Source organism: Rossellomorea sp. DUT-2 (assembly GCF_052665285.1).
This window is the reverse complement of the sequence record NZ_JBQPEO010000001.1, coordinates 453,912-477,414: the sequence shown is the minus strand read 5'-3', so window position 1 is coordinate 477,414 and position 23,503 is coordinate 453,912. Positions and strand designations below refer to the sequence as shown.

22 protein-coding genes are annotated in these 23,503 nt (G+C 40.4%); 6 read left to right on the top strand and 16 right to left on the bottom strand.

What is annotated here, in order from left to right; genetic code table 11:
- Positions 1 to 2: 2 nt before the first annotated feature.
- A complete protein-coding gene (locus tag ACOSV2_RS02460; RefSeq protein WP_397553915.1) occupies positions 3 to 419 on the bottom strand; it encodes a YlbD family protein in 417 nt (138 codons plus the stop codon).
- Between the two features lie 165 nt (positions 420 to 584).
- Between ACOSV2_RS02460 and ACOSV2_RS02455 the strand changes: the two genes are divergently transcribed.
- Entirely contained in the window at positions 585 to 1,073 is a 489-nt protein-coding gene (locus ACOSV2_RS02455) for a PaaI family thioesterase (protein ID WP_428973802.1), read from the top strand.
- Positions 1,074 to 1,127: 54 nt separating this feature from the next.
- Here the strand turns inward: ACOSV2_RS02455 and ACOSV2_RS02450 are convergent, their stop codons facing one another.
- Together ACOSV2_RS02450 and ACOSV2_RS02445 are read right to left on the bottom strand one after the other, a co-directional pair.
- On the bottom strand, positions 1,128 to 2,180 hold the full coding sequence (locus ACOSV2_RS02450; RefSeq protein WP_428973801.1) for a CAP domain-containing protein: 1,053 nt from the start codon (positions 2,178 to 2,180) through the stop codon (positions 1,128 to 1,130).
- A 216-nt stretch (positions 2,181 to 2,396) separates the two neighbouring features.
- On the bottom strand, positions 2,397 to 2,831 hold the full coding sequence (locus tag ACOSV2_RS02445; protein WP_428973800.1) for a CBS domain-containing protein: 435 nt from the start codon (positions 2,829 to 2,831) through the stop codon (positions 2,397 to 2,399).
- Between the two features lie 250 nt (positions 2,832 to 3,081).
- Here ACOSV2_RS02445 and ACOSV2_RS02440 point away from each other — a divergent pair, with 250 nt between their 5' ends.
- Together ACOSV2_RS02440 and ytvI are read left to right on the top strand one after the other, a co-directional pair.
- Complete coding sequence (locus tag ACOSV2_RS02440) at positions 3,082 to 3,441, top strand: YugN family protein (RefSeq protein WP_113968337.1); 360 nt, start codon at positions 3,082 to 3,084, stop codon at positions 3,439 to 3,441.
- A gap of 220 nt (positions 3,442 to 3,661) precedes the next feature.
- Positions 3,662 to 4,720 (top strand): sporulation integral membrane protein YtvI, encoded by a 1,059-nt coding sequence (gene ytvI, locus ACOSV2_RS02435; protein ID WP_428973799.1) that lies wholly within the window; start codon positions 3,662 to 3,664, stop codon positions 4,718 to 4,720.
- Positions 4,721 to 4,773: 53 nt separating this feature from the next.
- Here ytvI and ACOSV2_RS02430 read toward each other — a convergent pair whose 3' ends face one another.
- The 8 genes from ACOSV2_RS02430 to cyoE form a co-directional block, all read right to left on the bottom strand.
- Complete coding sequence (locus ACOSV2_RS02430; protein WP_428973798.1) at positions 4,774 to 5,919, bottom strand: GNAT family N-acetyltransferase; 1,146 nt, start codon at positions 5,917 to 5,919, stop codon at positions 4,774 to 4,776.
- A 123-nt stretch (positions 5,920 to 6,042) separates the two neighbouring features.
- On the bottom strand, positions 6,043 to 6,504 hold the full coding sequence (locus tag ACOSV2_RS02425) for a DUF420 domain-containing protein (RefSeq protein WP_397553909.1): 462 nt from the start codon (positions 6,502 to 6,504) through the stop codon (positions 6,043 to 6,045).
- A gap of 72 nt (positions 6,505 to 6,576) precedes the next feature.
- Positions 6,577 to 7,482, bottom strand: a complete 906-nt coding sequence (gene ctaG / locus ACOSV2_RS02420; RefSeq protein ID WP_428973797.1) for a cytochrome c oxidase assembly factor CtaG — start codon at positions 7,480 to 7,482, stop codon at positions 6,577 to 6,579.
- A 434-nt stretch (positions 7,483 to 7,916) separates the two neighbouring features.
- Positions 7,917 to 8,249 (bottom strand): cytochrome c oxidase subunit IVB, encoded by a 333-nt coding sequence (gene ctaF / locus ACOSV2_RS02415; RefSeq protein WP_044337517.1) that lies wholly within the window; start codon positions 8,247 to 8,249, stop codon positions 7,917 to 7,919.
- Between the two features lie 4 nt (positions 8,250 to 8,253).
- Positions 8,254 to 8,883, bottom strand: coding sequence for a cytochrome (ubi)quinol oxidase subunit III (locus ACOSV2_RS02410; protein WP_397553908.1), 630 nt, complete (start codon positions 8,881 to 8,883; stop codon positions 8,254 to 8,256).
- Entirely contained in the window at positions 8,883 to 10,754 is a 1,872-nt protein-coding gene (gene ctaD, locus ACOSV2_RS02405) for a cytochrome c oxidase subunit I (RefSeq protein WP_428973796.1), read from the bottom strand. Before ctaD ends, ACOSV2_RS02410 begins: the two co-directional genes overlap by 1 nt.
- A gap of 29 nt (positions 10,755 to 10,783) precedes the next feature.
- On the bottom strand, positions 10,784 to 11,860 hold the full coding sequence (gene coxB / locus ACOSV2_RS02400; protein ID WP_428973795.1) for a cytochrome c oxidase subunit II: 1,077 nt from the start codon (positions 11,858 to 11,860) through the stop codon (positions 10,784 to 10,786).
- Positions 11,861 to 11,963: 103 nt separating this feature from the next.
- Positions 11,964 to 12,875: a heme o synthase gene (gene cyoE / locus ACOSV2_RS02395; RefSeq protein ID WP_428973794.1), complete on the bottom strand. Its 912-nt coding sequence runs from the start codon at positions 12,873 to 12,875 to the stop codon at positions 11,964 to 11,966.
- Positions 12,876 to 13,357: 482 nt separating this feature from the next.
- Here cyoE and ACOSV2_RS02390 point away from each other — a divergent pair, with 482 nt between their 5' ends.
- Positions 13,358 to 14,275 carry a COX15/CtaA family protein gene (locus tag ACOSV2_RS02390; protein ID WP_428973793.1) on the top strand — a complete coding sequence of 306 codons (918 nt, stop codon included), beginning with the start codon at positions 13,358 to 13,360 and terminating at the stop codon, positions 14,273 to 14,275.
- 39 nt (positions 14,276 to 14,314) lie between these two features.
- Here the strand turns inward: ACOSV2_RS02390 and pyc are convergent, their stop codons facing one another.
- From pyc to glsA, 4 genes are all read right to left on the bottom strand, one after another.
- Positions 14,315 to 17,755 (bottom strand): pyruvate carboxylase, encoded by a 3,441-nt coding sequence (pyc, locus tag ACOSV2_RS02385; protein WP_428973792.1) that lies wholly within the window; start codon positions 17,753 to 17,755, stop codon positions 14,315 to 14,317.
- 142 nt (positions 17,756 to 17,897) lie between these two features.
- Positions 17,898 to 19,115 (bottom strand): FtsW/RodA/SpoVE family cell cycle protein, encoded by a 1,218-nt coding sequence (locus ACOSV2_RS02380; protein WP_428973791.1) that lies wholly within the window; start codon positions 19,113 to 19,115, stop codon positions 17,898 to 17,900.
- Positions 19,116 to 19,229: 114 nt separating this feature from the next.
- Complete coding sequence (locus ACOSV2_RS02375) at positions 19,230 to 19,511, bottom strand: YlaN family protein (RefSeq protein WP_113968349.1); 282 nt, start codon at positions 19,509 to 19,511, stop codon at positions 19,230 to 19,232.
- Between the two features lie 215 nt (positions 19,512 to 19,726).
- Positions 19,727 to 20,653 (bottom strand): glutaminase A, encoded by a 927-nt coding sequence (gene glsA, locus ACOSV2_RS02370; protein WP_397540915.1) that lies wholly within the window; start codon positions 20,651 to 20,653, stop codon positions 19,727 to 19,729.
- Positions 20,654 to 20,789: 136 nt separating this feature from the next.
- Here glsA and ACOSV2_RS02365 point away from each other — a divergent pair, with 136 nt between their 5' ends.
- Positions 20,790 to 21,287: a peptidyl-prolyl cis-trans isomerase gene (locus ACOSV2_RS02365; protein WP_397553902.1), complete on the top strand. Its 498-nt coding sequence runs from the start codon at positions 20,790 to 20,792 to the stop codon at positions 21,285 to 21,287.
- An 87-nt stretch (positions 21,288 to 21,374) separates the two neighbouring features.
- Here ACOSV2_RS02365 and ACOSV2_RS02360 read toward each other — a convergent pair whose 3' ends face one another.
- Positions 21,375 to 22,703, bottom strand: a complete 1,329-nt coding sequence (locus tag ACOSV2_RS02360) for a PhoH family protein (RefSeq protein ID WP_428973790.1) — start codon at positions 22,701 to 22,703, stop codon at positions 21,375 to 21,377.
- 178 nt (positions 22,704 to 22,881) lie between these two features.
- Between ACOSV2_RS02360 and ACOSV2_RS02355 the strand changes: the two genes are divergently transcribed.
- On the top strand, positions 22,882 to 23,484 hold the full coding sequence (locus ACOSV2_RS02355) for a YhcN/YlaJ family sporulation lipoprotein (protein WP_113968352.1): 603 nt from the start codon (positions 22,882 to 22,884) through the stop codon (positions 23,482 to 23,484).
- The last annotated feature ends 19 nt before the right edge of the window (positions 23,485 to 23,503 follow it).

Here is a 23,503-nt window from a genome sequence, read left to right as displayed (position 1 = left end):
TCCTAATCTTTCCGGAATGAAAATGGATGGGAGGGTTTAGATGGTGTTTCAGTTTTGGTTGCTGTTCCTGATCCTCTATTGTTATTTGACTGAAATTGACTAAGTACTCCTTGTACTGCTCCCAAGGCCTCACTTAAGCTGTTAATATGTTGTTGCAATTGATTAGCGTCCATTTTTTTCACCATATCTCCAACCTGATCCATCCAGCCGCTTTTACTTCCTTGGTTGGTTGGGTTTGATTCTTTCGCGGCTTCATCTTTATACTTATCCCACCTTGTATCATCTTCCCCCAGTAAGTACCAGTCTTCAAAGAGATCCTGCCAATTGGCATCACCATTACGCACATCTTTCACAATTTTCGGATGCTTTCTCACAAATCCTTTAAACTCTTTTACCTTAGGGTGTAGTGATTTACCCATTATATGAACACCTCCATTACAGGCATCTACCTACTACACTTTATGAAGGATTCAAAAGAATGGTGATACATTCCTTTTTGTAGTAATATTTACATGTATAGTAACGTTGATTTTACAGTATCCAATGAATGTTTTGGCTGTGAATAAAGAAAAGGATGTATGAAAATGAAAGAACAGGTACAACAGTTGTTAGATGAATGTCTTACAGGAGCTTCGGATGAGGATCTTCTAATCTTGAAACAGCTTCTCGAAGGAGTTAAACGTAAGAAAGGCAATGAAAATGGATCAATCATAGGCGGAATATTTGCCATGGACCGCGAAGTGAAAGACGGGAACTTCGAAATAAGTATTCCGATTACGCCCGTTACACATAATTCACTGCAGATCGTTCACGGAGGAGTAACCGCTACTTTAGTGGACTCCGCTATGGGCACATTAGCCAATATGATGCTTCCTGAAGGATATGGAGCTGTAACGACAAATTTAAACATTCACTACTTGGCACCAGGGATAGGAGACCGATTAACTGCTCATGCTGCTGTCGTTCATCAGGGAAGCAAGACCATTGTAGTGGACGGGAAAGTTATCAGTTCAGACGGTAAGATTGTTGCTCATTCTACCGGGTCATTTTTTATTTTCAAAAAGAAACGGTAGACTTTTTTTCAAAAATAAAGGTTGATTCCCTGAGACGTAAGGGAATCAACCTTTTTATTCTTTGTCTTCTAATTTCTCTATAAAATTTTGTGTGTAGTACCTTTTATATACCCCTACGCCAAGATGGGTGAATTGTTGTTCCAGTAGAATCTTTCGGTGGCCTTCTGAATTCAGCCAGCCATGAACCGCTTCTGGTGCGTCCGAGTACTGGGAAGCGATGTTTTCCCCTGCAGTCTTGAACATAACATTTTCACTTTCCAGACGCTCAGTTAGGTTCCCGAAGGTGGGTGAATCATGTGAGAAATAATCTTCTTCATACATTTCTTGACTATGACCCCTTGCTACCATTGCCGTTTCTTCATCCCATTTTAGTATATCTGCTTCGAATTGATGTCTGATCACATTTGTAATATCAAAAATCTGCTGTTCGCTTGCACTATTCACTTTATCCCATTCGTCCTCGCTTGGCTCTTGTTCCTCAGCCAATTCCCCTCTATACATCATTTCATATGGATGCATCTCGATCAGTGTTTGACTATCAAGAAAGCGGATACTCGTAAGTCTTCCTGTGAATTTGTCCAGATAAAGCTGGGCATAAATATCTCCAAGGGTTACGAGAAGCCGTGTATTCAGGTCCTCTTCATTTAATTCAAACTGATAAGCACCTGATTCGTCATTTACAACGATTTCAGAATCCACAATGGTAAAACGATAAATGTCTTCCAAACGTTGTCCCAATTTATAAGGAGCCACATCCACCTGATTCCCAATGGCAAACAACGTAACGACTTTATGATTGTTAACGCCCATTTGTATGTATTGTTTATCCGATATCGGGTAGATCCACCATTCATACCCGTATGAGCTTGGTTCGACCCGCTCTGGGTCTCCAAAAGCTTCAATTACCTTTTTCGTATCTTTGCCAATCCAGGTTGATAAACCTGATGCAGGTCGTTCACCTGGAGCTTCAATTGATTGATTTAACTGGTTTTCGTTGTCTTCTTTAAGAGTTTGGGTTTCTGGTCCTTTAAGAGGCTCATTTTCTTGTTTTTGACCTTGATAAATACCAATAAATAAAATAATGACAAGAATGATCAAAATACGCAAAACGGTTCTCAGAAATTTCCCTCCTCTCTACTTTCTCTATCAGGATATGCCACAAATACTAGAATTATTATACCATTGTTTATGATTCAAAAACTTCAGTCTAGTATAAAGGATAGCATATTTTCATTCCTTCTAAAACAAATGAATCTCGGGTGGGGAAAGGTTTCTAGAACCAAAATAAATAGAGATGATCCTGTTTGGACCATCCCCTCGCTATTAAAACGGTTTATTTCTGAAGTTTGATTCGGATATGTTTTCTAACGCAACGTAGGCCTGTCTACCCAGGGACTCCCTTATAGCAAAATCCCCTAAAGATATCATGCCGATCAATCTATCTCCCTCGACGACTGGAAGTCTTCGTATCTGATGCTCAGCCATGATGTGGGCCGCTTCTGATGCTTCGGTGTCAGGTCCTACGGTTATTAGGTGTTGACTCATTATGTCTTCTACTTTTGAAGAAGCAGGATGTTTTTCAGCAATACAGCGGAGGACGATATCCCTGTCGGTCATCATTCCCACAATCTTATCACCATCCACGATGGGAATGGATCCTACATTGTGTTCTTTCATTTTTAAAGCAACCTCATACACATTGTCCAGTAACGAACAAGTTTCAATATCCTTTGTCATCAAGTCCCTGATTTTTGTCATTTGGATCCTCCTCATACGTTCCGAATTCCTTCCTATATCTTTCACTTTCTCCTGCAGGTTATTCATTTTTTTTAAAATGACAAATTCAAATGATTGAAGACATTGCAAGATAAAGGTTTTTCCACTATTATTAAGAATGAGAAATACCGCATTTAGTATCATTGTACATACACCGATATAAATGCTTCTACCATACGAAAAGCATCAGGGCTCGTAAGTCCTCATGCCGGACAATATAGGAGGGAATTTTATGCGTTTTGAAGGAACTGAATTTGAAAGCTTAAAAGTGGACTTAAACCGGTTAGACGAGATTATGGAATCTCACGGACTTGTTCGTGCAGGTCAATGGGATTATGAAAGAGTGACATACGATCGTAAATTCGAAATCAGGGAAGGAATCTTCTATTTACGAATCCAAGGTCTTGCTACTGAGGGAGATATCGGAAAGCATGACGCCGTTATTCAACTTATGACTCCATTATTAGGAAAACATTACTACCCACACGGTATAGAATACGGGGAAGGTGAAGAATTCCCTAAACATCTGATCACTTCTTGTGAAAAACTTATTGCAGATGTTAAAAAAGAAGCAACGAACTTTGCCTGGTAATATCAGTTTATGTAAAGACTGTCTAACTTCGGACAGTCTTTTCTCTATCATCCCATTCAGCATTTATCCAAACTCCACTAAGTGCCCTATTCTAGAAACGCTTGGACTCTAATATAAATAGATGTAAAAGCTTCGGAATTTCACTTTCTTCCTACTGTTCATTCTTCTCATTCTCTCATATAATGATAGTAATAGGTTTCTGTTAGAAAGGGGTACACCATTGTCCAAGTTTTTCACGAAAAAAGTTTTATTGATCACACTTATCACCTTAATACTGGCTATAGTTGCTATTTTTATATTACCTGTTTCAGTCCCCTTGATTACTGCGATTATAACAGCTCTTTTCCTTGAGCCTGCCGTTAGCTTTATACAAAATCGTTTCTCTGCAAAACGTCGAATGGCGGTACTTTCAGTTTTTATCCTGTTCCTGCTACTTATAAGCGTATCCTCATTCTTCGTTACTACAAAAGTCGTTGGTGAAGGTATTAAGCTGATAGAAGATGCACCGAAATATGTAAACCAATTAAGCGATATTTGGCTTGATTACGAGGATCGCCTGCTGAATGCGACAGAGGATCTTCCTGATGAACTAGTGAGAAGCTTCAGTGAAGACGTACAAAGCTTTTTAAATAGTGGAAAGACGAAGATTCTCAACTCTGTCAATATTGAAAAGATAAGTGTGTTTTTGTCTTATATACCCAATTACTTAGTGAGTTTTCTCGTATACTTAATTGCTCTCTTTCTTTTCATGTTAGACTTACCTCGAATTAAGAAATCCATTTATGGTCACCTGACAGAAAGAACAGCAGAGAAAGTGGCGTTTATGACTTCCCGACTCACCTATGTGATTTTTGGATTCTTTAAAGCGCAATTCCTGGTGAGTATCATCATCTTTGTCGTTTCCTTGATTGGACTTCTATTCATTGCTCCAGAAGTTGCGATTGTGATGTCGATTATCATATGGGTGATTGATTTTATTCCTTTAATAGGATCAATCGTCGTTTTGGCACCATGGGCTATTTTCCATCTGCTGACAGGAAATATCGCATTAGGAACTCAACTCGCAGTGTTGGCAGCCATTCTTCTTATCATAAGAAGAACGGTAGAGCCTAAAGTAATGGGAACCCACATTGGTTTATCCCCGCTTGCTACATTAATCGCCATGTACCTCGGCCTAAAACTCTTTGGTGTATTGGGCTTTATTATCGGGCCGCTCATCCTTATCGTGTTTAATTCGGCTAAAGAGGCGGGTATTATAAAAACGAATTTCAAATTATGAATATAGACCAATTCCCATTCGCAGGGAATTGGTCTTTTATACTTTATTTTCTCTTAAAAGAAATCGTAAAAGAATGGAGGCTTCCCCTGGGATAAGGATTGGAGCTTATGAATATCCTCCTCCCCAGCCTGAAGTTTTCCCATTTGGACCAGTTCCTCTGGGGTATGCACTCCAAAGATCAATGCTGTGAAAGCTTTGATGTCCAGCGAAATCGGTGCCTCAATCTTTTCACCAACCATCACTTCATTTTTATTAAGAATAAAAATGCTGTTATTCCAATCCGCTGTCGAATCCGTAATGGAGAATACAAGTTGATACGGAAAATCGATCTCTTTTACATATCTCTTCAAGAAGTTTTGTACATCGACGATTCTAGCCATGAAGTATGGGTGCTTCTCCACTTTAACTCTTGGGTCCTTCAACATCATTGGTAACACTTCACAGGGGTTCAATATAAGTTCAGCTTCATTCACCATGGAGTCATGCTGACAAATGAAGTTCCATAAACCAATTCTGGCATCACTTGTCAGTGGAACAAACTCTTCCACCTTCATCTTTTCCTTTTTCACTTCATAAGTAAGGTACCCGGTTGCTTCCCCTGCATCGTTATAATATATCGCTATCCACAGATCGGTGATGCTCCTTTCCCTCCACCAGTTTTTTGAACGTACCAGCATCCCGTTATGCTGCTCCGCATAGCGATCATAAATCGATTCCAAGTCATTTGGGTATGTATCCTTCTTATACCTCCTGATACGGCCACTGTAAGGCTTTAATGGTACAAGATCCTTCTTCTCAAGCTGTATCTTGTGGAAAGATGCAAATACTTCCCATCCAAATTTCCGATAGAAATCAATGGAAAATGGATGAAGCATGGACAGGACAGTGCCATCTTCCTTCATCTTCCGTAATGAATGATTCATTAATTGGCGCACATACCCTCTTCTTCTGAACTCCGGATAGGTGGCCACTCCGGCAATACCTCCCATCGGATACACATGTTCACCCAGCTGGATTTGGAGCGGGATCAAATGAAGCTTCGCAGCTAAGTTCTCTTCTTCATATATTCCATAAACAGTATGATCTTTGGTCTGTTGAAGGCGTCTCTTCCTGTCTTCACTTGGTACTACATATTGAAACGCATATTCGGATAACTGTAAAGATTCTTCAAACTGCCCGTGATTCAATTTTGTAATCATGATTTATCTGCTCCCTTCTACTATTTCTACATTCGACGGTGCTTCTACCATTCCCTTTAGTAACACACCTTTTAATAGTCAAAAAAAACCTATTATGTGATGAATCACATAATAGGTTTTTGTTTAATATCCGAGTATTGCCCGAATGACAGAAGTTGTTTCTCCGCCTTTATAGAATACGTAAAGAAGCAGATACACAGCGACTCCTGTAATAGCCGTAAAGAACCAGATAAAACTCGTAATCGGCCCCAGCTTACGGTGCCTTGCTAAACGGTCTTTATAGCCCGTCCACAAGCTCATCAAGCCAAATACTGCCCCGGTTGTAGCCAAAGTTATATGGAAAACAAGGAAAATCGTATAATAAATCTTGATGCTATCGGGGCCGCCAAAGGACGTGTTTCCAACAAAAATCGTTCTACTCATATAAATAATGAAAAAAATAAGCGCAAAAACACCTGCAAGTGTCATGGTTTTTTGATGTTGCTCAATTCTTCTCTGTTTAATCTGCCACCAGCCAATCGCAACTGTGACTGCACTCAACACAATAAAGGTGGTACTAATGGTAGGTAAAATAGGTAAACCCATCTCTGTTCCTCTCTTCTCTAAAGATAATATGCTATGTAATCAGAGGAATGACGTTCATCATCCCTTCATACGTTACTGTTCTGTCAACTTAGGATCAACGGGATCATAGGAGAGCTTTTCTTGTTTCTCTTGATCTTGGCGATACCATTGAAAAAACAGGTTGAACAGCATAACTCCAAATACAATTTCCTGAACAATCTTCATGATCACTCCGCCAAGCTGTTGATCATTTTGTGTAGACATATCCGTAAATAGCTCCGGACCAGTCAGCGTCAACCCTTCCAGAGTGTTAACAGGTACACATAGTGCCAACGCTTTAAGAAACTCCTGTGGATCATAGTAAGGGGCATATAAAGGATTCTCTGCAAAAATGATCAATCCGCATGCAGGAGTCAATAAGACTGCACTCCCAAGAATATATCCAATACGCTTGAGCCCGCTTAAGTCAATATCGTCATCCACTGGATTTAGTAAAGGCCACCACATAAATAAAGATAATAAGAATAGTATAACGGTTGCCAAACCGTGTAGAGTGGCATCAGTTCGGACATTATCAAACACTAGAGGGATATGATAAATCGAAAAGATGATATTGAAAGATAGTAAAGAGATCAATGGTTTTGTCATAAACTTAAATACTTGCTTAACCACCGGTAACTCAACTGCAGCTTTCCAGACCCATTTAGGAATTCCCAATACGAGCAGTGGAGTGACCACTAAATATAGTAACGCCATCTGAGTCATATGAGCAGAAAATAAAATGGTACCTAGTACCTCCACCGGCGAACCCTTAATTCCATAAAATAGGACCATTGCCAGAATAAAATAAGTGGCTTCTTTGCTGGTCAATTTTTCACTTTCTTTAAAGCCGTCTCTCCATTTGACAGTGATCAAGAAATACACGACCGTAATAAATACTAAAGCCAATATAAAGAATGGGCTCCATAAAGCCATAAAACCAAAAATACCCAAAGGCATTTGCTCACCTCATTTCACATTTAACACCTATCCCCATTATACTGACAACCCTCCCCCACTTCAACGGAAGGTAATGACAAGTTCTTGACAATTAGAAAAGTGGAGGGGCTTTGCACAGAGGCGACAAGCATAAGACGAACAGACCGGAAAGGCGCTCTTTGCCTTTTTGGTATGTTTGACTTATGACCTCGAGCCTCTAAGCCCCGGAGCTGGACAATAAAAGCGGAAGCGGCTTGATCAGGCCCGACAAGCATAGGACGATTCTGCCGGAAAGGCGTTTTTTGCCTTTTTGGCAGAATTGGCTTATGACCTCGAGGGCCTAGCCGCTGGAGCTGGACAATGAAAAGCGGAGCCGACTGGGTTGGCCCGACAAGCACATTGGGAAAACCAAAACTCCACACAAAAAAAGCCAGCCATCCGGCTGACTTTTTTCTTTAGATCCATACAATCGTTACAAATGCTAACACTGTGATAAATGCAACAAGTGCACCAGAGTACAGAAACAATGCAGGTGCTTCATGACCTTTATGACTCATATGCATGAAGTAATAAAGTTGAAAAATTAGTTGAACGACCGCAAGTAAGAGGATGAAAGGTACAATAAAGTACTTATCAAAATCTCCTGCCACTGCAATGAACGCCACCAATGTTAAGAAAATCATTAACATGAAGGATGTAACCTGCATTCTCATGTCCTCTGCATTTTTCTTACGACGATATTCGTAATCTACACTTGGGTTACCTGAATTTGATTGTTGATTCGCCATCAGTTTATCCCACCATTCCCATTAAGTATACTACTGTAAAGATAAATACCCATACAACGTCGATAAAATGCCAGTATAGAGAAGCTAAATAGAACTTTGGAGCATTGTAAAGGTTTAGTCCACGTTTAGCGTTACGAAGCATTAAGCTTACAATCCATAGGAGACCGAAAGCTACGTGCCCTCCGTGGAATCCAACTAGTGTGTAAAAGGCTGAACCAAATGCACTACTAGTAAAAGTATGCCCGTATTCATGTACGTAGTGATTAAACTCATAAATCTCTAATCCAAGGAATGCTGCACCTAGAAGAACCGTGACTAATAACCAAGCCTGCATGCGTTGGAAATTATAGTTCTTCATATGATACATTGCATAAACACTTGTAAGAGAACTTGTTAAAAGTAACATCGTTGCAATAAATGCAAGTGGTAAATCAAAGATGTCAGCAGCAAGTGCATGACTGTCACTGGGTACTCTGTCTTTAAGCGCTAAATATGTTGCGAAAAGAGATCCGAAAAGAACCGTTTCTCCACCAAGGAAAAACCAAAAGCCCATAAACTTGTTTTTCCCCTCAAGGGTTGCCTTTTCAGGGGAGGCTGGCCAGGTCTTTGGCGTAAATTTTTCTTCAGCATGCATTATGCCTTACCCCCTTTATCATCATCCATTAAATCTTCTTTATGAACATGATATCCATGATCATCAATTACAGAACGGAAGAACATTGCACCTAAAGTGATAAGCATTCCAATTACCAGAACAGGGATCGCCCATGCTTTATCACCATCCGGATGATACATAGCACCAAATGCTGCTATGAATAACCCAAGTGAAATGATTACCGGTAAAATCGAGTTATTCGGCATATGGATATCTCCGATAGGTTCTGCCGGTGTTAAATCTTTTTTACCTTCCATTTTTTCTAACCAATAAGCATCCAAACCACGGATAAGCGGAGTTTGCTTAAAGTTATAGAATGGTGGTGGTGATGGAATCGCCCATTCAATGGTACGTCCGTCTCCCCATGGGTCATTAGAAACTTTAACCCCTTTGACTTGAGTCATGATGACGTTAACAACAAGTACAATAACCGCCACTCCCATGAAGCCTGCTCCAATAGAAGAGATTAAGTTTCCTGTTTCTAATCCTTGACCAGGCAAGAACTTCCAAATACGACGAGGCATACCCATTAAACCAAGGAAATGTTGAATAAAGAATGTTAAGTGGAATCCGATAAAGAATAACCAGAAAGCGATTTTCCCTAAGAAATCATTTAACATTGTACCGAACATTTTTGGCCAGTAATAGTGAGTACCTGCCAATAGAGCAAATACTACCCCACCAACGATTACGTAGTGGAAATGGGCAACAACGAAATACGTATCATGGAACTGATAGTCAGCTGTGGCAGCTGCGTTCATGATTCCAGTTACTCCACCTGCTACGAAAGTAGGGATAAACGCTACTGCGTAGAGCATCGGAGTCGTGAAGCTGATACTTCCTCCCCACATCGTAAGGAGCCAGTTAAAGATTTTGATACCTGTAGGAACGGCAATGGCCATTGTCGCAACGGCGAAGATGGCATTTGCGATTGGTCCAAGACCTACTGTAAACATATGGTGAGCCCAAACCATGAATCCTAAGAAACCGATAAGTACGGTCGCAAATACCATGGATGAGTAACCGAATAAACGTTTTCTGGAAAAATGTGGAATGATCTCAGAGAAAATTCCGAAAGCAGGTAATACAAGGATGTATACTTCAGGGTGACCAAAAATCCAGAAGAAATGCTCCCAAATGATGGTGTTACCTCCATTCGCTACATCAAAGAAATTCGATCCGAACATACGATCAAATAACATTAAGAATAATCCTACCGTTAAAGCAGGGAACGCGAATAAAATAAGTGCCGAAGTAACAAATACTGTCCATGTAAATAGGGGCATACGCATATAAGTCATACCCGGAGCACGCATATTAATGATGGTTACAAGGAAGTTGATCCCACCTATTAATGTACCTGCACCTGAAATCTGTAACCCAAGTACATAGAAATCAATACCATGTCCTTTAGATGCCAATGAGAGTGAAGCATATGAAGTCCACCCGGCATCTGGTGCTCCACCTAAGAACCATGAAAGGTTAAGGAAAACTCCACCTGCGAAGAATAACCAAAAACCTAATGAATTCAGGAAAGGAAATGCAACGTCACGAGCACCGATTTGTAAAGGTACAACCGCATTCATGAATGCGAATATTAACGGCATGGCCGCTAAGAAAATCATCGTTGTACCGTGCATTGTTAAAACTTCGTTGTATAAGCCAGCACTAACAAAGTCATTGTTAGGAACAGCAAGCTGTATACGAATGATAAGAGCTTCTAATCCACCGACTAAGAAGAAGAATCCTCCAGCCATAAGGTAAAGGATGGCGATCTTTTTATGGTCTACTGTTGTTAAATAGTCCCAAACAGTCGCGCCGAAGCCTTTTTTCTGTGCATAGCTACTCACGATTAAACCTCCCTTTAACTAATCCCCAATTAATCTTGAACTTTTAATCCCATCAGATATTCTGCAAGGGCATCAAGTTCGTCTTCCTGCAGGTTACCATATGTACCTGTCATTTTGTTACCTGGCTTATACTGTTCAGGATCTACCAGCCAATTTTTCAGCTCTTCTTTGTTGTGATCCAGAATACCTGCGATTCGAGTACGCTCACCAAATGTTGCTAAGTTAGGAGCAAGACGAGCTGACTCCGGACGTCCATCCTGAGGTGATACTGCGTGACAGCTTAAGCATTTTTGATTGAAGATTTCTTGTCCTTGTTGTGCTAAATCAGAAGATGGTTTAGGTTCTCCTGCATTTTTCATATCTTCTACCCATGCCGTAAACTCGTCCTTAGGAAGCGCTTTTACTTTAAAGTCCATTAAAGCATGAGAAGGTCCACATAGCTCAGCACATTTTCCGTAGAATAATCCGCCTGCATCTTTAGACTTTTCTCCATCAAATTCAAGGAAAAATGTGTTTACGTTGTCGACGTTTGTATCAATCTTTCCTCCAGCAGCTGGAATCCAGAAAGAGTGCTTAACGTCAGAAGCTGTAACATTGAAGTAAACTCTTTGATCGGTTGGTACAACTAAATCCTGTGAAGTGATGATTTTTTCATCCTCATACTCAAATTCCCACCAGTAAAGGTTTGCGCGAACGTTTATAACTAAAGCTTCGCGATTACCATCTGCGTCTTTTTTATCCATAGCCTTTGTATCAGCTAATTCGAAAGTAGACGTTACGGTCGGAACAGCCAGGATAAGAAGAAGGATGATTGGAATGACTGTCCACACGATTTCAAGTGTGTGACTTCCTTCAACTTGTTTCGGGATAGTAGTATCTCCCTTCTTTCTACGGAAACGAATAATCGCTACCATATAGACGATAACTACTACAATGATTACTAATACCATTATTAATGTAGACAGTATCATTAAATCATATTGTGACTGTGCTACTTCACCAGCTGGCTGTAATGTGGAGAGAAATGGCTCTCCACAACCAGAAAGAACTAGCGCTAACATTGCTACAATTGAGAATAAGCGCCACTTAGATAGCCTTGCTTTCATAGCTTAATCAAACCCCTCTTTCATGTAATATACTTTTGAATTAAACAAGGACTCATAAAAAATATCTATTTGGATTTCTTATCAGAAAGAATTCCCACTAATCTTATAGTACGGTAACGATAACCATCGCTACAAACAAGATAGTTAAATAATTTAGTGAATAGACAAACATAAGTTTTGACCACTTAATATCATCTTTCATTTTGTAACCTGCGAGGCCCAGTGCGAGCCACCCAATGTTAAAGGCTGTTGCAAGGATAAAGAAGAACATTCCTAAATCCATCAAGAAGAATGGCAGAGGCAGTAAAGCTGCAACCCATGCAACGATATGGTGCTTCGTTGTAGCAAATCCCTTTACTACGGGAAGCATCGGTATATTCGCTGCTCTGTATTCTTCCACTCTCTTCATCGCTAAAGCGTAGAAATGAGGCGGCTGCCAGATAAACATCATCAGGAATAGAACCCATGCGATGATATCCAGATTTGCATCTACAGCTGACCAACCGATAAGTGGTGGGACCGCACCTGAGATACTCCCTACAATCGTGTTACTTACGTATTTCCTCTTAGACCACATTGTATATAATACAACGTAACTAAATACCCCAATGATTCCTATCACACCTGCAGTGACGGTGGTCATAAATAACATTATGATTCCCACTGCAATCATAATTAATCCCATAGACAATGCTTTAGGTGCATTGATTTTACCTGTTACGGTAGGACGTCCCTTCGTACGTTCCATCAGAGGATCGATGTCTCGATCATATACATTATTTATGGCGCAGGAACCTGCGATAATAAGGGAAGAACCAATCAATGTCAGGAACATCGTATCAAGAGAATTTAGAAAGTGTGTATTAGTAAAGTAAAAAGCTAACCACATACCTGTAAAAGTAGTAATTAAGTTGGAATTAACGATACCAATTTTGATTAGTGCTAAAAAATCCTTCCAAGCAGTTGAGGTTGTCAAATCTGCTTCTTGAGCGTTAGTCATCATTCGACTAGACATTCTCTTCCTCCTCTCTATAAAAAGCCAGAGGCCAGTTGCCACCTCTATACTATATAGGAAATGATTCACTATTTCTATATCCATCTGTTAATTCATGCACAGATAAGAAATAGTATATATGCTATCAATATTATATTAAACCATATATTTTTTCCTTTTGGGGGGAGAATTAGACAATAATGTGAAGAAATTGTGAAGAAAGAAAAACGCAGACGTTTCTTCATATTTCTACAAACATTTTAAACCCATCATACCATAAAACGATGCTAAGCGCTTACAGATTTTGTTTTTCTGCAAATTAGTCATTATCTACTAATAGTTATTCTCTTCATATAAATATTTATCATGCTCATAATTCTGTAACATTTTATCGGTTGAGTTTTACTGACCTTTTATGTATTATCGTAGGGGCATATATATTTTTCTACTATATTTATAAATTAGAAAGTGTGTAGAGTCTATTAATTAAGAAGGTGAATAGATTGCATAAAGGTGTCCACAAAGGATTAAAGTGGCTTGCCGTTCTCACTACTCTTGGTATGTTATTTGTTCTATTGGGAGGAGCCCTCGTAACGAAGACCGAATCCGGTATGGGCTGCGGACGATCTTGGCCACTATGTAACGGACAATTGATTCCAAGCGATATAACGTTCGAGCTTGTCATAGAATTGGCACACCGGGTTGTCTCCGGCGGTGTAGGATTATTAGTGTTGGCATTATCGATATGGTCATGGAGAGCGATTGGCTATAAGCGTGAAACAAAATTCCTTGCTGCACTCTCTTTCTTTTTCTTAGTATTGCAAGGTTTAATCGGGGCTGCCGCTGTACTCTGGGGGCAATCTGACTTCGTACTTGCCCTGCATTTTGGGATTTCACTTATATCATTTGCTTCGATTCTATTATTAACACTTCTGATCTTTGAAGTCGATCAGAAATTTGATGCCAACTCATTGGTCATTAATAAACGTATGAGATTCCATACAATAGGAGTCACTCTATATAGTTATATTGTTGTTTATACCGGTGCTTTAGTCAGACACACGGATTCGAGCTTAGTGTGTAAAGATTGGCCGTTATGTGTCAACTCGTCTCCGGGTCTTCCATCCAATCTGTATGAGTGGATTCAAATGGGGCATCGGACAGCAGCAGGACTCATTTTCTTATGGATTTCTTACATCACTTATATTGCGATTAAAGAGCATAAGCACCAAAAGGTTATTTATTGGGGATGGATCATCGCATTTACGTTGGTATCCCTTCAAGTCATGTCCGGAGCACTCGTGGTGTTCACAAGATTAAACTTAGGTATAGCTTTATTGCACGCTTTGATCATCTCTTGTCTATTTGGATTACTCTGTTACTTTATTCTGCTCATTTCAAGAAGTAAGCTGAAAGCATAACAAAAAAGGATTCCGGTCATGACCGGAATCCTTTTTTATTTATGCTTTTTGCACTTCTATTAATAGGTCACCAGGGCTGATTGCGTCACCATTTTGCACATAGATGTCTTTCACTACCCCCGCAAACGGAGCTTGAACGGTCGTTTCCATTTTCATGGCTTCGGTGATCATTAAGTGATCCCCTTTTTCAACCGCCTCTCCTTTCTCTGCAATTACCTTAATCACGGTTCCAGGCATGGAAGCACCAATATGAGTCTCATTTTTAGCATCAGCTTTCATCTTGGTTGCCACTGTCGATTTAATGTTTTCATCTTTTATCACAATTTCACGTGGCTGACCATTCAGTTCAAAGTAGACGATTCGTGTACCATCTGCCTGAGCCTGGCCAATGGAAACGAGCTTGACAATAAGTGTTTTCCCGGTTTCAATTTCAACCTCAATCTCTTCACCCAGTCTCATTCCGAATAAGAAAGTAGGCGTATCGAGAACGGAAATATCTCCAAATTGATCCATTGTATGTGCGTATTCCATAAACACTTTAGGATATAGAGCATATCCAAGAGCATCGAAACTGGTGACAGGGCGTTGCAGGTCTTCGAATAGCTTTTCTTTGAGTGCTGTGAAGTCTACGTCATCTAGGAGCTCCCCAGGTCGAACGGTTAATGGTGTGCGGCCTTTCAGAATCACGCTTTGTAAGTCTTTCGGGAATCCGCCATGGGGCTGACCCAGATATCCTTCGAATAACTCAACCACTGAATCAGGGAAATCGATCTTTTCCCCTTTTTCAATGACATCTTTCTCTGACAGATCATTCTGAACCATGAACAACGCCATATCCCCAACAACTTTTGATGAAGGAGTAACCTTTACGATATCCCCAAAGAGGTGGTTGACCCTTGCATACATTTCTTTTACTTCTTCCCAGCGATGACCCAATCCTACAGCTTTTGCCTGCTGCTGAAGGTTACTATATTGTCCCCCGGGCATTTCGTGCTTGTAGACCTCTGAATGAGGAGACATCATGCCGCTTTCAAAGTCTGTATAGTATTTTCGAACGTCTTCCCAGTAGTGGGAAAGAGTCTCCAGTGATTGAATATCTACATTCGGTTCTCTTTCGGTTCCTTTCAAGGCGTAATAAAGTGTATTGGCACTTGGTTGAGATGTTAATCCAGACATCGTGCTAAGGGCTGTGTCGACAATATCCACACCTGCTTCAACGGCTCTTGCGTAAGTGTATATACCGTTTCCACTTGTATCATGGGTGTGTAAGTGGATAGGCAGACTGACCGTATCTTTCAGTTCTGAAATAAGTCGGTAGGCCGCCTGTGGTTTTAAGAGCCCCGCCATGTCTTTAATCGCTAAAATATGCGCTCCGCTTGCTTCTAACTCTTTTGCCAGATTCTTATAGTAATCAATACTATATTTGGTCCGGGTAGGATCTTCAATGTCCCCTGTATAACAAATGGCAGCTTCGGCGATTTTCCCACTTTGTCTTACCGCATCAATGGCTACTTCCATCCCCTTAACCCAGTTTAAACTGTCAAATATCCTGAAGACGTCAATACCTGCGAATGCTGATTTCTCAACAAATTCTTTAATGACATTATCAGGGTAGTTCTTATATCCAACGGCATTTGATGCTCTCAGCAGCATTTGGAATAGAACATTGGGAATGTCCTCTCTCATTGTTAATAATCGATTCCAGGGATCTTCCTTTAGAAAACGGTAGGCTACATCAAACGTTGCCCCTCCCCACATTTCATAGGAGAACATATCAGGAAGCAGGTGAGATGTCGGTTCTGCAATTTGCTTCAGGTCGTTTGTTCTGACACGCGTAGCCAGTAAAGATTGGTGAGCATCCCGGAAAGTTGTATCAGTAAGGAGCACTGAGTTTTGTTCCTTGACCCAATTAACCAACCCTTCGGCACCATGTTGATCTAAAATTTGCTTTGTCCCAGGTTTAAAGTCTTGTTTCAAGTCAAGAGCCGGAATCCTGGGCTTTGAAAATACAGGCTTTTTCTTCTTCTCGATTCCTGGGAAACCGTTCACGGTTACATTTCCGATATAAGAAAGCATCTTTGTGCCACGGTCTTTTCGTTTCGGAAAAATAAACAGTTCAGGTGTCGTGTCAATAAAGGATGTATCGTATTTACCTGTTATAAAGTTTTCATGCTTAACGACATTTTCGAGGAAAGGAATATTCGTCTTGATTCCACGTATTCTAAATTCTTGAAGATTTCTGACCATTTTGGATGCAGCTTGTTCAAATGTCAAAGCCCACGTGGACAGTTTAACAAGAAGGGAATCATAGTATGGAGTAATGACGGCTCCCTGAAACCCGTTACCTGCATCCAATCGAACCCCGAATCCGCCGCCTGAACGGTAAGCCATGATCTTCCCGGTGTCAGGCATAAAGTTGTTCAATGGATCTTCTGTCGTCACACGGGATTGAATCGCAAACCCATTTGTCCGGATTTCTTCTTGAACAGGTATGCCAAGCTTACTACTATGTAGTGCATGACCTTCGGCAATCATTAATTGTGATTGAACGATATCCACTCCGGTAACCATTTCCGTAATCGTATGCTCTACTTGAACACGAGGATTTACCTCGATGAAATAGAACTGCTCATTTGCAACCAGGAATTCAACCGTCCCTGCGTTCACATACTTTACTTTATCCATCAATCGGACGGCTGCCTCACAAATATCCTCTCTCAACTGATCAGTCAAAGATACGGATGGTGCTATTTCAACTACCTTTTGGTGACGTCTCTGGATGGAACAATCGCGTTCATATAAGTGAATAATATTGCCGTCTTCGTCCCCAAGTATTTGAACTTCTATATGTTTAGGATTCTCAACAAATTTCTCAACATAAATTTCATCATTACCAAAAGCTGCTTTTGCTTCAGATTTAGCGCGCTCGTAAGCTTCCTTTAAGCTTTCCAGGTTACGGACGATACGCATTCCCCGTCCTCCGCCACCTAATGAAGCTTTGATGATGATCGGGAAGCCGTGGTCCTTCCCGAAGGCAATGACCTCTTCCAAAGTCTCTACAGGGCCATCTGTTCCAGGAATGACCGGTATATTGGCTAATTGGGCCTGATGACGTGCCTTTACTTTGTCACCGAACATATTTAAGTGCTCTGAATGAGGGCCTATGAAGGTAATCCCCTCTTCTTCACATCGTCTGGCAAAATGAATATTTTCGGACAAGAAACCATAACCGGGATGGATGGCATCGACATCGGCGTTCTTTGCGATTCGAATGATCCCCTCTATATCTAAATAAGCATCAATTGGTTTCTTTCCTTCTCCTGTCAGGTAGGCCTCATCAGCTTTATATCGATGATATGCTCCCGAATCTTCTTTACTGTAAATGGCGACGGTTCTAATATTAAGCTCCGTACATGCACGAAACACACGGATGGCAATTTCACCGCGATTTGCTACTAATACTTTTTTGATTTTCTTCAATACACTCTCTCCTTTTGGCTATTCATGATTGAAAATCTCTGTAAAGCAGTCTATGAAAAAAGGGCTGACCCGAAAGATAATAAAGAAGTATCTTAGGGGGCAGACCCTAGACTTAGAGTTTTAGATACTCTATCAAAGTGACCTACATTTTTACACCATATATTTTTTTGCTATTATCCATATTCTCCGAAGGATAGCCATTTTCCTTCTTTATTTTATATTTTTCTTCATATTTTACAAACATCGACACATTCACAAGGACACCCATCGACAAAGATAGCACTAATAGTGATGATCCTCCATAGCTGATGAATGGAAGTGGGACACCCGTAATCGGAATTAGTCCCGATACCCCTCCTAAATTTATGAAGGCTTGAATACCGATCATACTGGATATTCCGATGGCCAGCATCGTTCCAAACGGGTCCTGGCATTTAACTCCCGTATATATCCCCCGAAGCACGATATAAGAGAGTCCGAGTATGACGAAGCTTACACCGAAAACACCTAATTCCTCAGCAATGATAGCCATAATGAAATCCGTTTGCGGTTCAGGAAGATAACCCAGTTTTTGAACACTCTGCCCTAATCCAAGCCCTTTTACCCCTCCAGAACCAATGGCAAGGTATGAGTTCACCAAGTGGTAGCCTTCCCCTTGGGCATATTTAAACGGTGATAAATACGCTTCAATCCTGCTAAGTCTTTCTCTCGTAAATATAAAGCCTCTTGCAAGGTATATGACCGGTGACAGTACGATCAACAGACCTACTCCCAGACCAGCCAGCTTGGAGAATGTTTTAAAACTGATCCCCGAACAGGAAATAACGATTGCTCCAATGGCGAAAATGATAGCCGCCGTACCAAAGTCAGGCTCTAAAAAGACTAAAAAACATATAAAACCTAAAAATAGTAATGGCGGGGCAAGGCCCTTATTGAAATCATCTATGTATGCCTGTTTCTTGGAGTATACAGAGCCAAGATAAATAATGACGGCAAGCTTGGCGAACTCCGATGGCTGAATGGGCATGAAACCTAAATTAATCCAGCTTTTTGCGTTGTTTACTTCATAACCGAACATATGGACCCCAATTAATAATCCGATAACGATAAACATGAGTCCCTTGATTATTTTCCCCACTTGGAATGCTTTGTATGGAAACCATGCTGCTATCGTAAAGGCAAAGAACCCGATAAGAATATTGATCATCTGCCTTTTATAGAAATGGTCACTTTCCCAACCAAATCGTTCTACAGCCATGACCATACTCGCACTATAAATCATTACCAGACCAAACAGACAAAGAAATACATATACAGCGATTAACGAATAATCATAGGACTTTGCTATTTTTTTAATCATGACATTTCAATCCTTTTTCTCTTATATCATTTAAATTAATCCCAACCAGTCAGAATCTGTAACAAAAAAACTCAAACAACAGATCTATGTATTGTTTGAGTTGTCATGACTATTTTACTTTTTTGTAGATGCTTCATGAAGGGCAGAAAGTTGTCTTTCTAAAGAATCAATCAGCTCTTTTCCATCTTGATCATCTACTAATCCTAAACGGACTGCAAATTCTATTTCACGAGATAATCCGAACATTTGGGTATCCAATACTTCCTCATAAAGAGGACATTGGGGCATCGTTAAATTATCCATTTGTACTTTAATAAGTTGTAAAATCTTTTCTGCGTCGGCCTTTAGCAGTTCATAGGCTTTTTCTCGATGATTAATTGTCATTTCTGACGCCACAGTGATCCCCCCATTCCGAACAAATAGCTTTCCTGTCTTAAAATTTTATCGTTAAATCAGAGAAATTGCAAGAAAAATAAGTGTATTCCCCGGGATTCTATGACAGAAATTCGAATTATTATTTCGGAGGGATTCTCATGAAAATTCTTTTACAAATACCTATCCGAAAACTCCCTAAAAAAACATCCCTTTACGTGACATGGCGTGACCCTTCGTTAAAAAATACTCCAGGAATATTCATCACTGAGCATTTCAAGAAGCTTTAGCCCTGCACTGCTATTCCCGACATGATCTAGTGCAGGACCAAAGATACCGATTCCACACTTCCCGGGAATAGCACCCATGATTCCACCTGACACTCCACTTTTCGCCGGAATACCCACTTTAATGGCAAATTCACCGGAAGTATTATACATCCCGCACGTAACCATGAACGTTTTACAAATTCTTGCAACATCTCTCGTAATAATTTCGCGCCCGCTTTCAGGGTCAACGCCATCATTGGCAAAAACCGCCCCCATCTTAGCGAGATCGACACAGCTCATTTCCACCGCACATTGTTTTGTATAGAGAACTAGTAAATCTTCGACATTTCCGGTAATCACACCGTGCTGCTTCATATAATAACAAAGCGATCTGTTTAAATTGGCTGTTTGAAGTTCTGAATAAGCCACATCCTCATTATATGATACCTTGTCCCCGGTCATATGATTGATGAATTCTATTAATCGTTCCCACTTTTCCATTCCTGTGTTTCCTTTAATCATATTCGTGACTGCAAGTGCACCAGCGTTGATCATCGGATTAAGGGGTTTCGAGGGCTTATGTGTTTCTAGCTTCGCTATGGAATTAAAAGGATCACCAGTAGGCTCCATGCCAACCTTGGAGAAGACATGATCCTCCCCATAGTCCATCAAGACAAGAGCAAGAGTGATGACTTTCGATATACTTTGCAGTGTGAACTTCTTTAAATGATCTCCTGCATAACAAGAATGATTTTCAAGAGTATATATACTTATCGCCAAGTCACTTGGGTTTTGATCCTTTAATGCAGGTATATAATCTGCAACCTTTCCTTCAGCTGAAAAAGGTCTTGCTTTCTCCACTAATTCTTCCAACAGCTCCTGAGTTCTAATCACTATGATATCAGCTCCTTTAATCCTACCTTTAGTTTCCCTACTTTCACCGATTGAAAACGTTGAAAATGCTTTCAGCTTTGTGTGACAAACCTTTAAATAACAGATATACTGAAACTATCAGCGAGAGGAGGAGTCTCAAATGGAAAGCATAGTACCCATAAAAGGTAAGGTGAAATTCACAATAACTCTGGATTCCGGCGTTTGGATATTTGATGATCGAAAAGTGGATTTAACTACATATTTTGATGAAAAAAATGAGACAATCGACGAATTGGAAGAATATACAAAAGCCGTGTCCAAGCATTGGTCACGGGAAATTCAGGAAGGTGCAACCTATCCCCCTACACTTAAGACAGAGAAAAAGTATGAAAAGGAAAAGATTTTAAACGGATCATTCGCTATTCCGTTTGCACCTTTTCTTACAAATGCGGAGCCTCTTGAGAATGCAGCATCTCTTGTGATTGAAACAGAAACGGATGAACATCGCATGGATCTTGCACACGCAGATCAATTACTCATCGGGTTCTCAAAAGACGGAAAGCCACTAAAGGAAAATGGCCCCGTTCATATCTACTATAAAGACGGATCAAATAGAGAAACCCCCATTACCGATGTAAGAGCCTTTCGGGTAGAATAAGAACATCAAGAAAACGCAATATCGAAAAAAACCGGTTCCAGAACCCCTGAACCGGTTTTTTCATACGTTATTTATAATACGGTCGTATTAAAGAAGATCAGCAGCAAGTTGAGCAAGACCCGATCTTTCCCCTTTCATGAGCTTAACATGCCCGGCCAGTTTTTGATCTTTGAATTTTTCTACCACATACGTTAAGCCATTATTGTATTCATCCAGGTATGGATGATCGATCTGAGCTGGATCTCCCATCAAAACGATTTTACTTCGCTCTCCCACCCTGGTTAAGATCGTTTTCACTTCATGTTTCGTTAAGTTCTGGGCTTCATCAATGATGATATATTGATCTGGAATGCTTCTCCCCCTTATATAAGTTAAAGCTTCCACTTCAATTGAGCCCATACCCGCGAGGATATCATCCAGCTCACCAGGCTTCTTCGTGTTGAATAAGTATTCGAGGTTATCGAAAATGGGCTGCATCCAAGGTCTGAGTTTTTCTTGTTTTTCCCCTGGAAGATAACCAATATCCTTACCTACCGGGACAATTGGACGAGCCACGAGCAATTTATTGAATTTATTGAAGTCCTCTGTCTGAAGAAGACCCGCAGCCAGAGCAAGCAGGGTTTTTCCAGTCCCGGCTTTTCCAATCATGGTGACCAGCGAAATATCATCTCTCAGTAACAGTTCAGTTGCCATTGTTTGCTGAACATTGCGGGCCTTGATTCCCCACATATGCTCTTGGTCAAAGACCAGCTTCTTCACTTTCAGTCCTGATGCATCCACCATTCCAAGTGCTGAAGCAGAGCTTCCAAGAGCATCCTTCATAATGAGGAATTGATGGGAATAAAATCGTTGTTTCGTTATATCGGTAAGGGTCAGTTCCCCTTTATCATAAAATTTGTCGAGTAACTCTCTCTCTGTGTACAGTTCAATAAAACCTGTGTAAATATCGTTTACCTCTATGACCCGGTCACTCAGAAAATCCTCTGCCTGTAATCCCAACGCATCAGCCTTTACCCGAACGAGGGTGTCTTTACTAACCAGAATGACCGATTTTCCATCCTTTTTCGCTTCTTCTTCGAGAGATAAGTTTTTTGCTACGGCAATAATCCTGTTATCGTTTGTTTTCTCTAGAAATATTTCCTGAAGCTGCTGAAATGAGCGGTGATTTAGTTCAATCCTTAGTGATCCTCCCGTATATAGGGGGATTTTTTCATGAAGTTTTCCTTGTTGCCGTAAATTATCTATCAGCTTCGATACATGTCTTGCGTTTCTTCCGATTTCATCCATATAACGCTTTTTGGAGTCCACTTCTTCTAAAACGACTGCAGGTATAACCACCTCATTATCTTGAAACGAAAAGATGGCTTGTGGATCTTGTAATAAGACATTGGTATCTAATACATAAATTTTATTCAAATCGATGCCTCCTGCTCCTGATTTCTTATTACTATTGTATGTAGCCAATGTTGATCCGGTTATTCCCAGCTACTCAAATAGGACGGCCCGTTTCTTAAAATATATGAATAAACGTATAAAGATAGAAGAAAATTACACAATAAGAAAAGATATTGATTCTAAATCGGGAGGTATTCACATGTTTAAACTCATCTCTCTACTTGTGGTAACCATCATTCTTGGTGCCTGCGCCAATAAGAATGAGGTCGGGTATGATAATGATTCAAACAGTAACAACAGTAAACCGATCACTGTACAGGATAGCAATATCCAACATACTGAACGAAAATCAGGACAGCAAATTTCAAGGCATTTAGTTGACCTTACGACGAGTGTACCAGATGTTAAAGACGCAACGGCTGTAGTCTTTGGTAAATATGCGTTTGTTGGAATAGATATCGATTCCGACATTGAGCGCTCACAAGTCGGTTCAATCAAATATTCTGTAGCAGAAGCTCTTCAAAAAGACCCATATGGTGCAGAAGCCATTGTCATCGCTGACCCGGATCTTTATGCCCGTTTGAATGAAATCAGCAAAGACATTCAACGGGGTGAGCCTGTCCAGGGGATTATGAACGAACTGGCTGACATATCCGGCAGGCTAATGCCTGAAATCCCTCGATCGTTAAAGCAAGCAGATCCAGAAAATGCTCCGAATGAACCAAAAAAGAAAATGAATAACACCAAAGAGAAACAACTTAGGGAAAAACAGGAAAATCAGACTTACGATAAGATTGAATAATCCTTTAGATCACTTAACA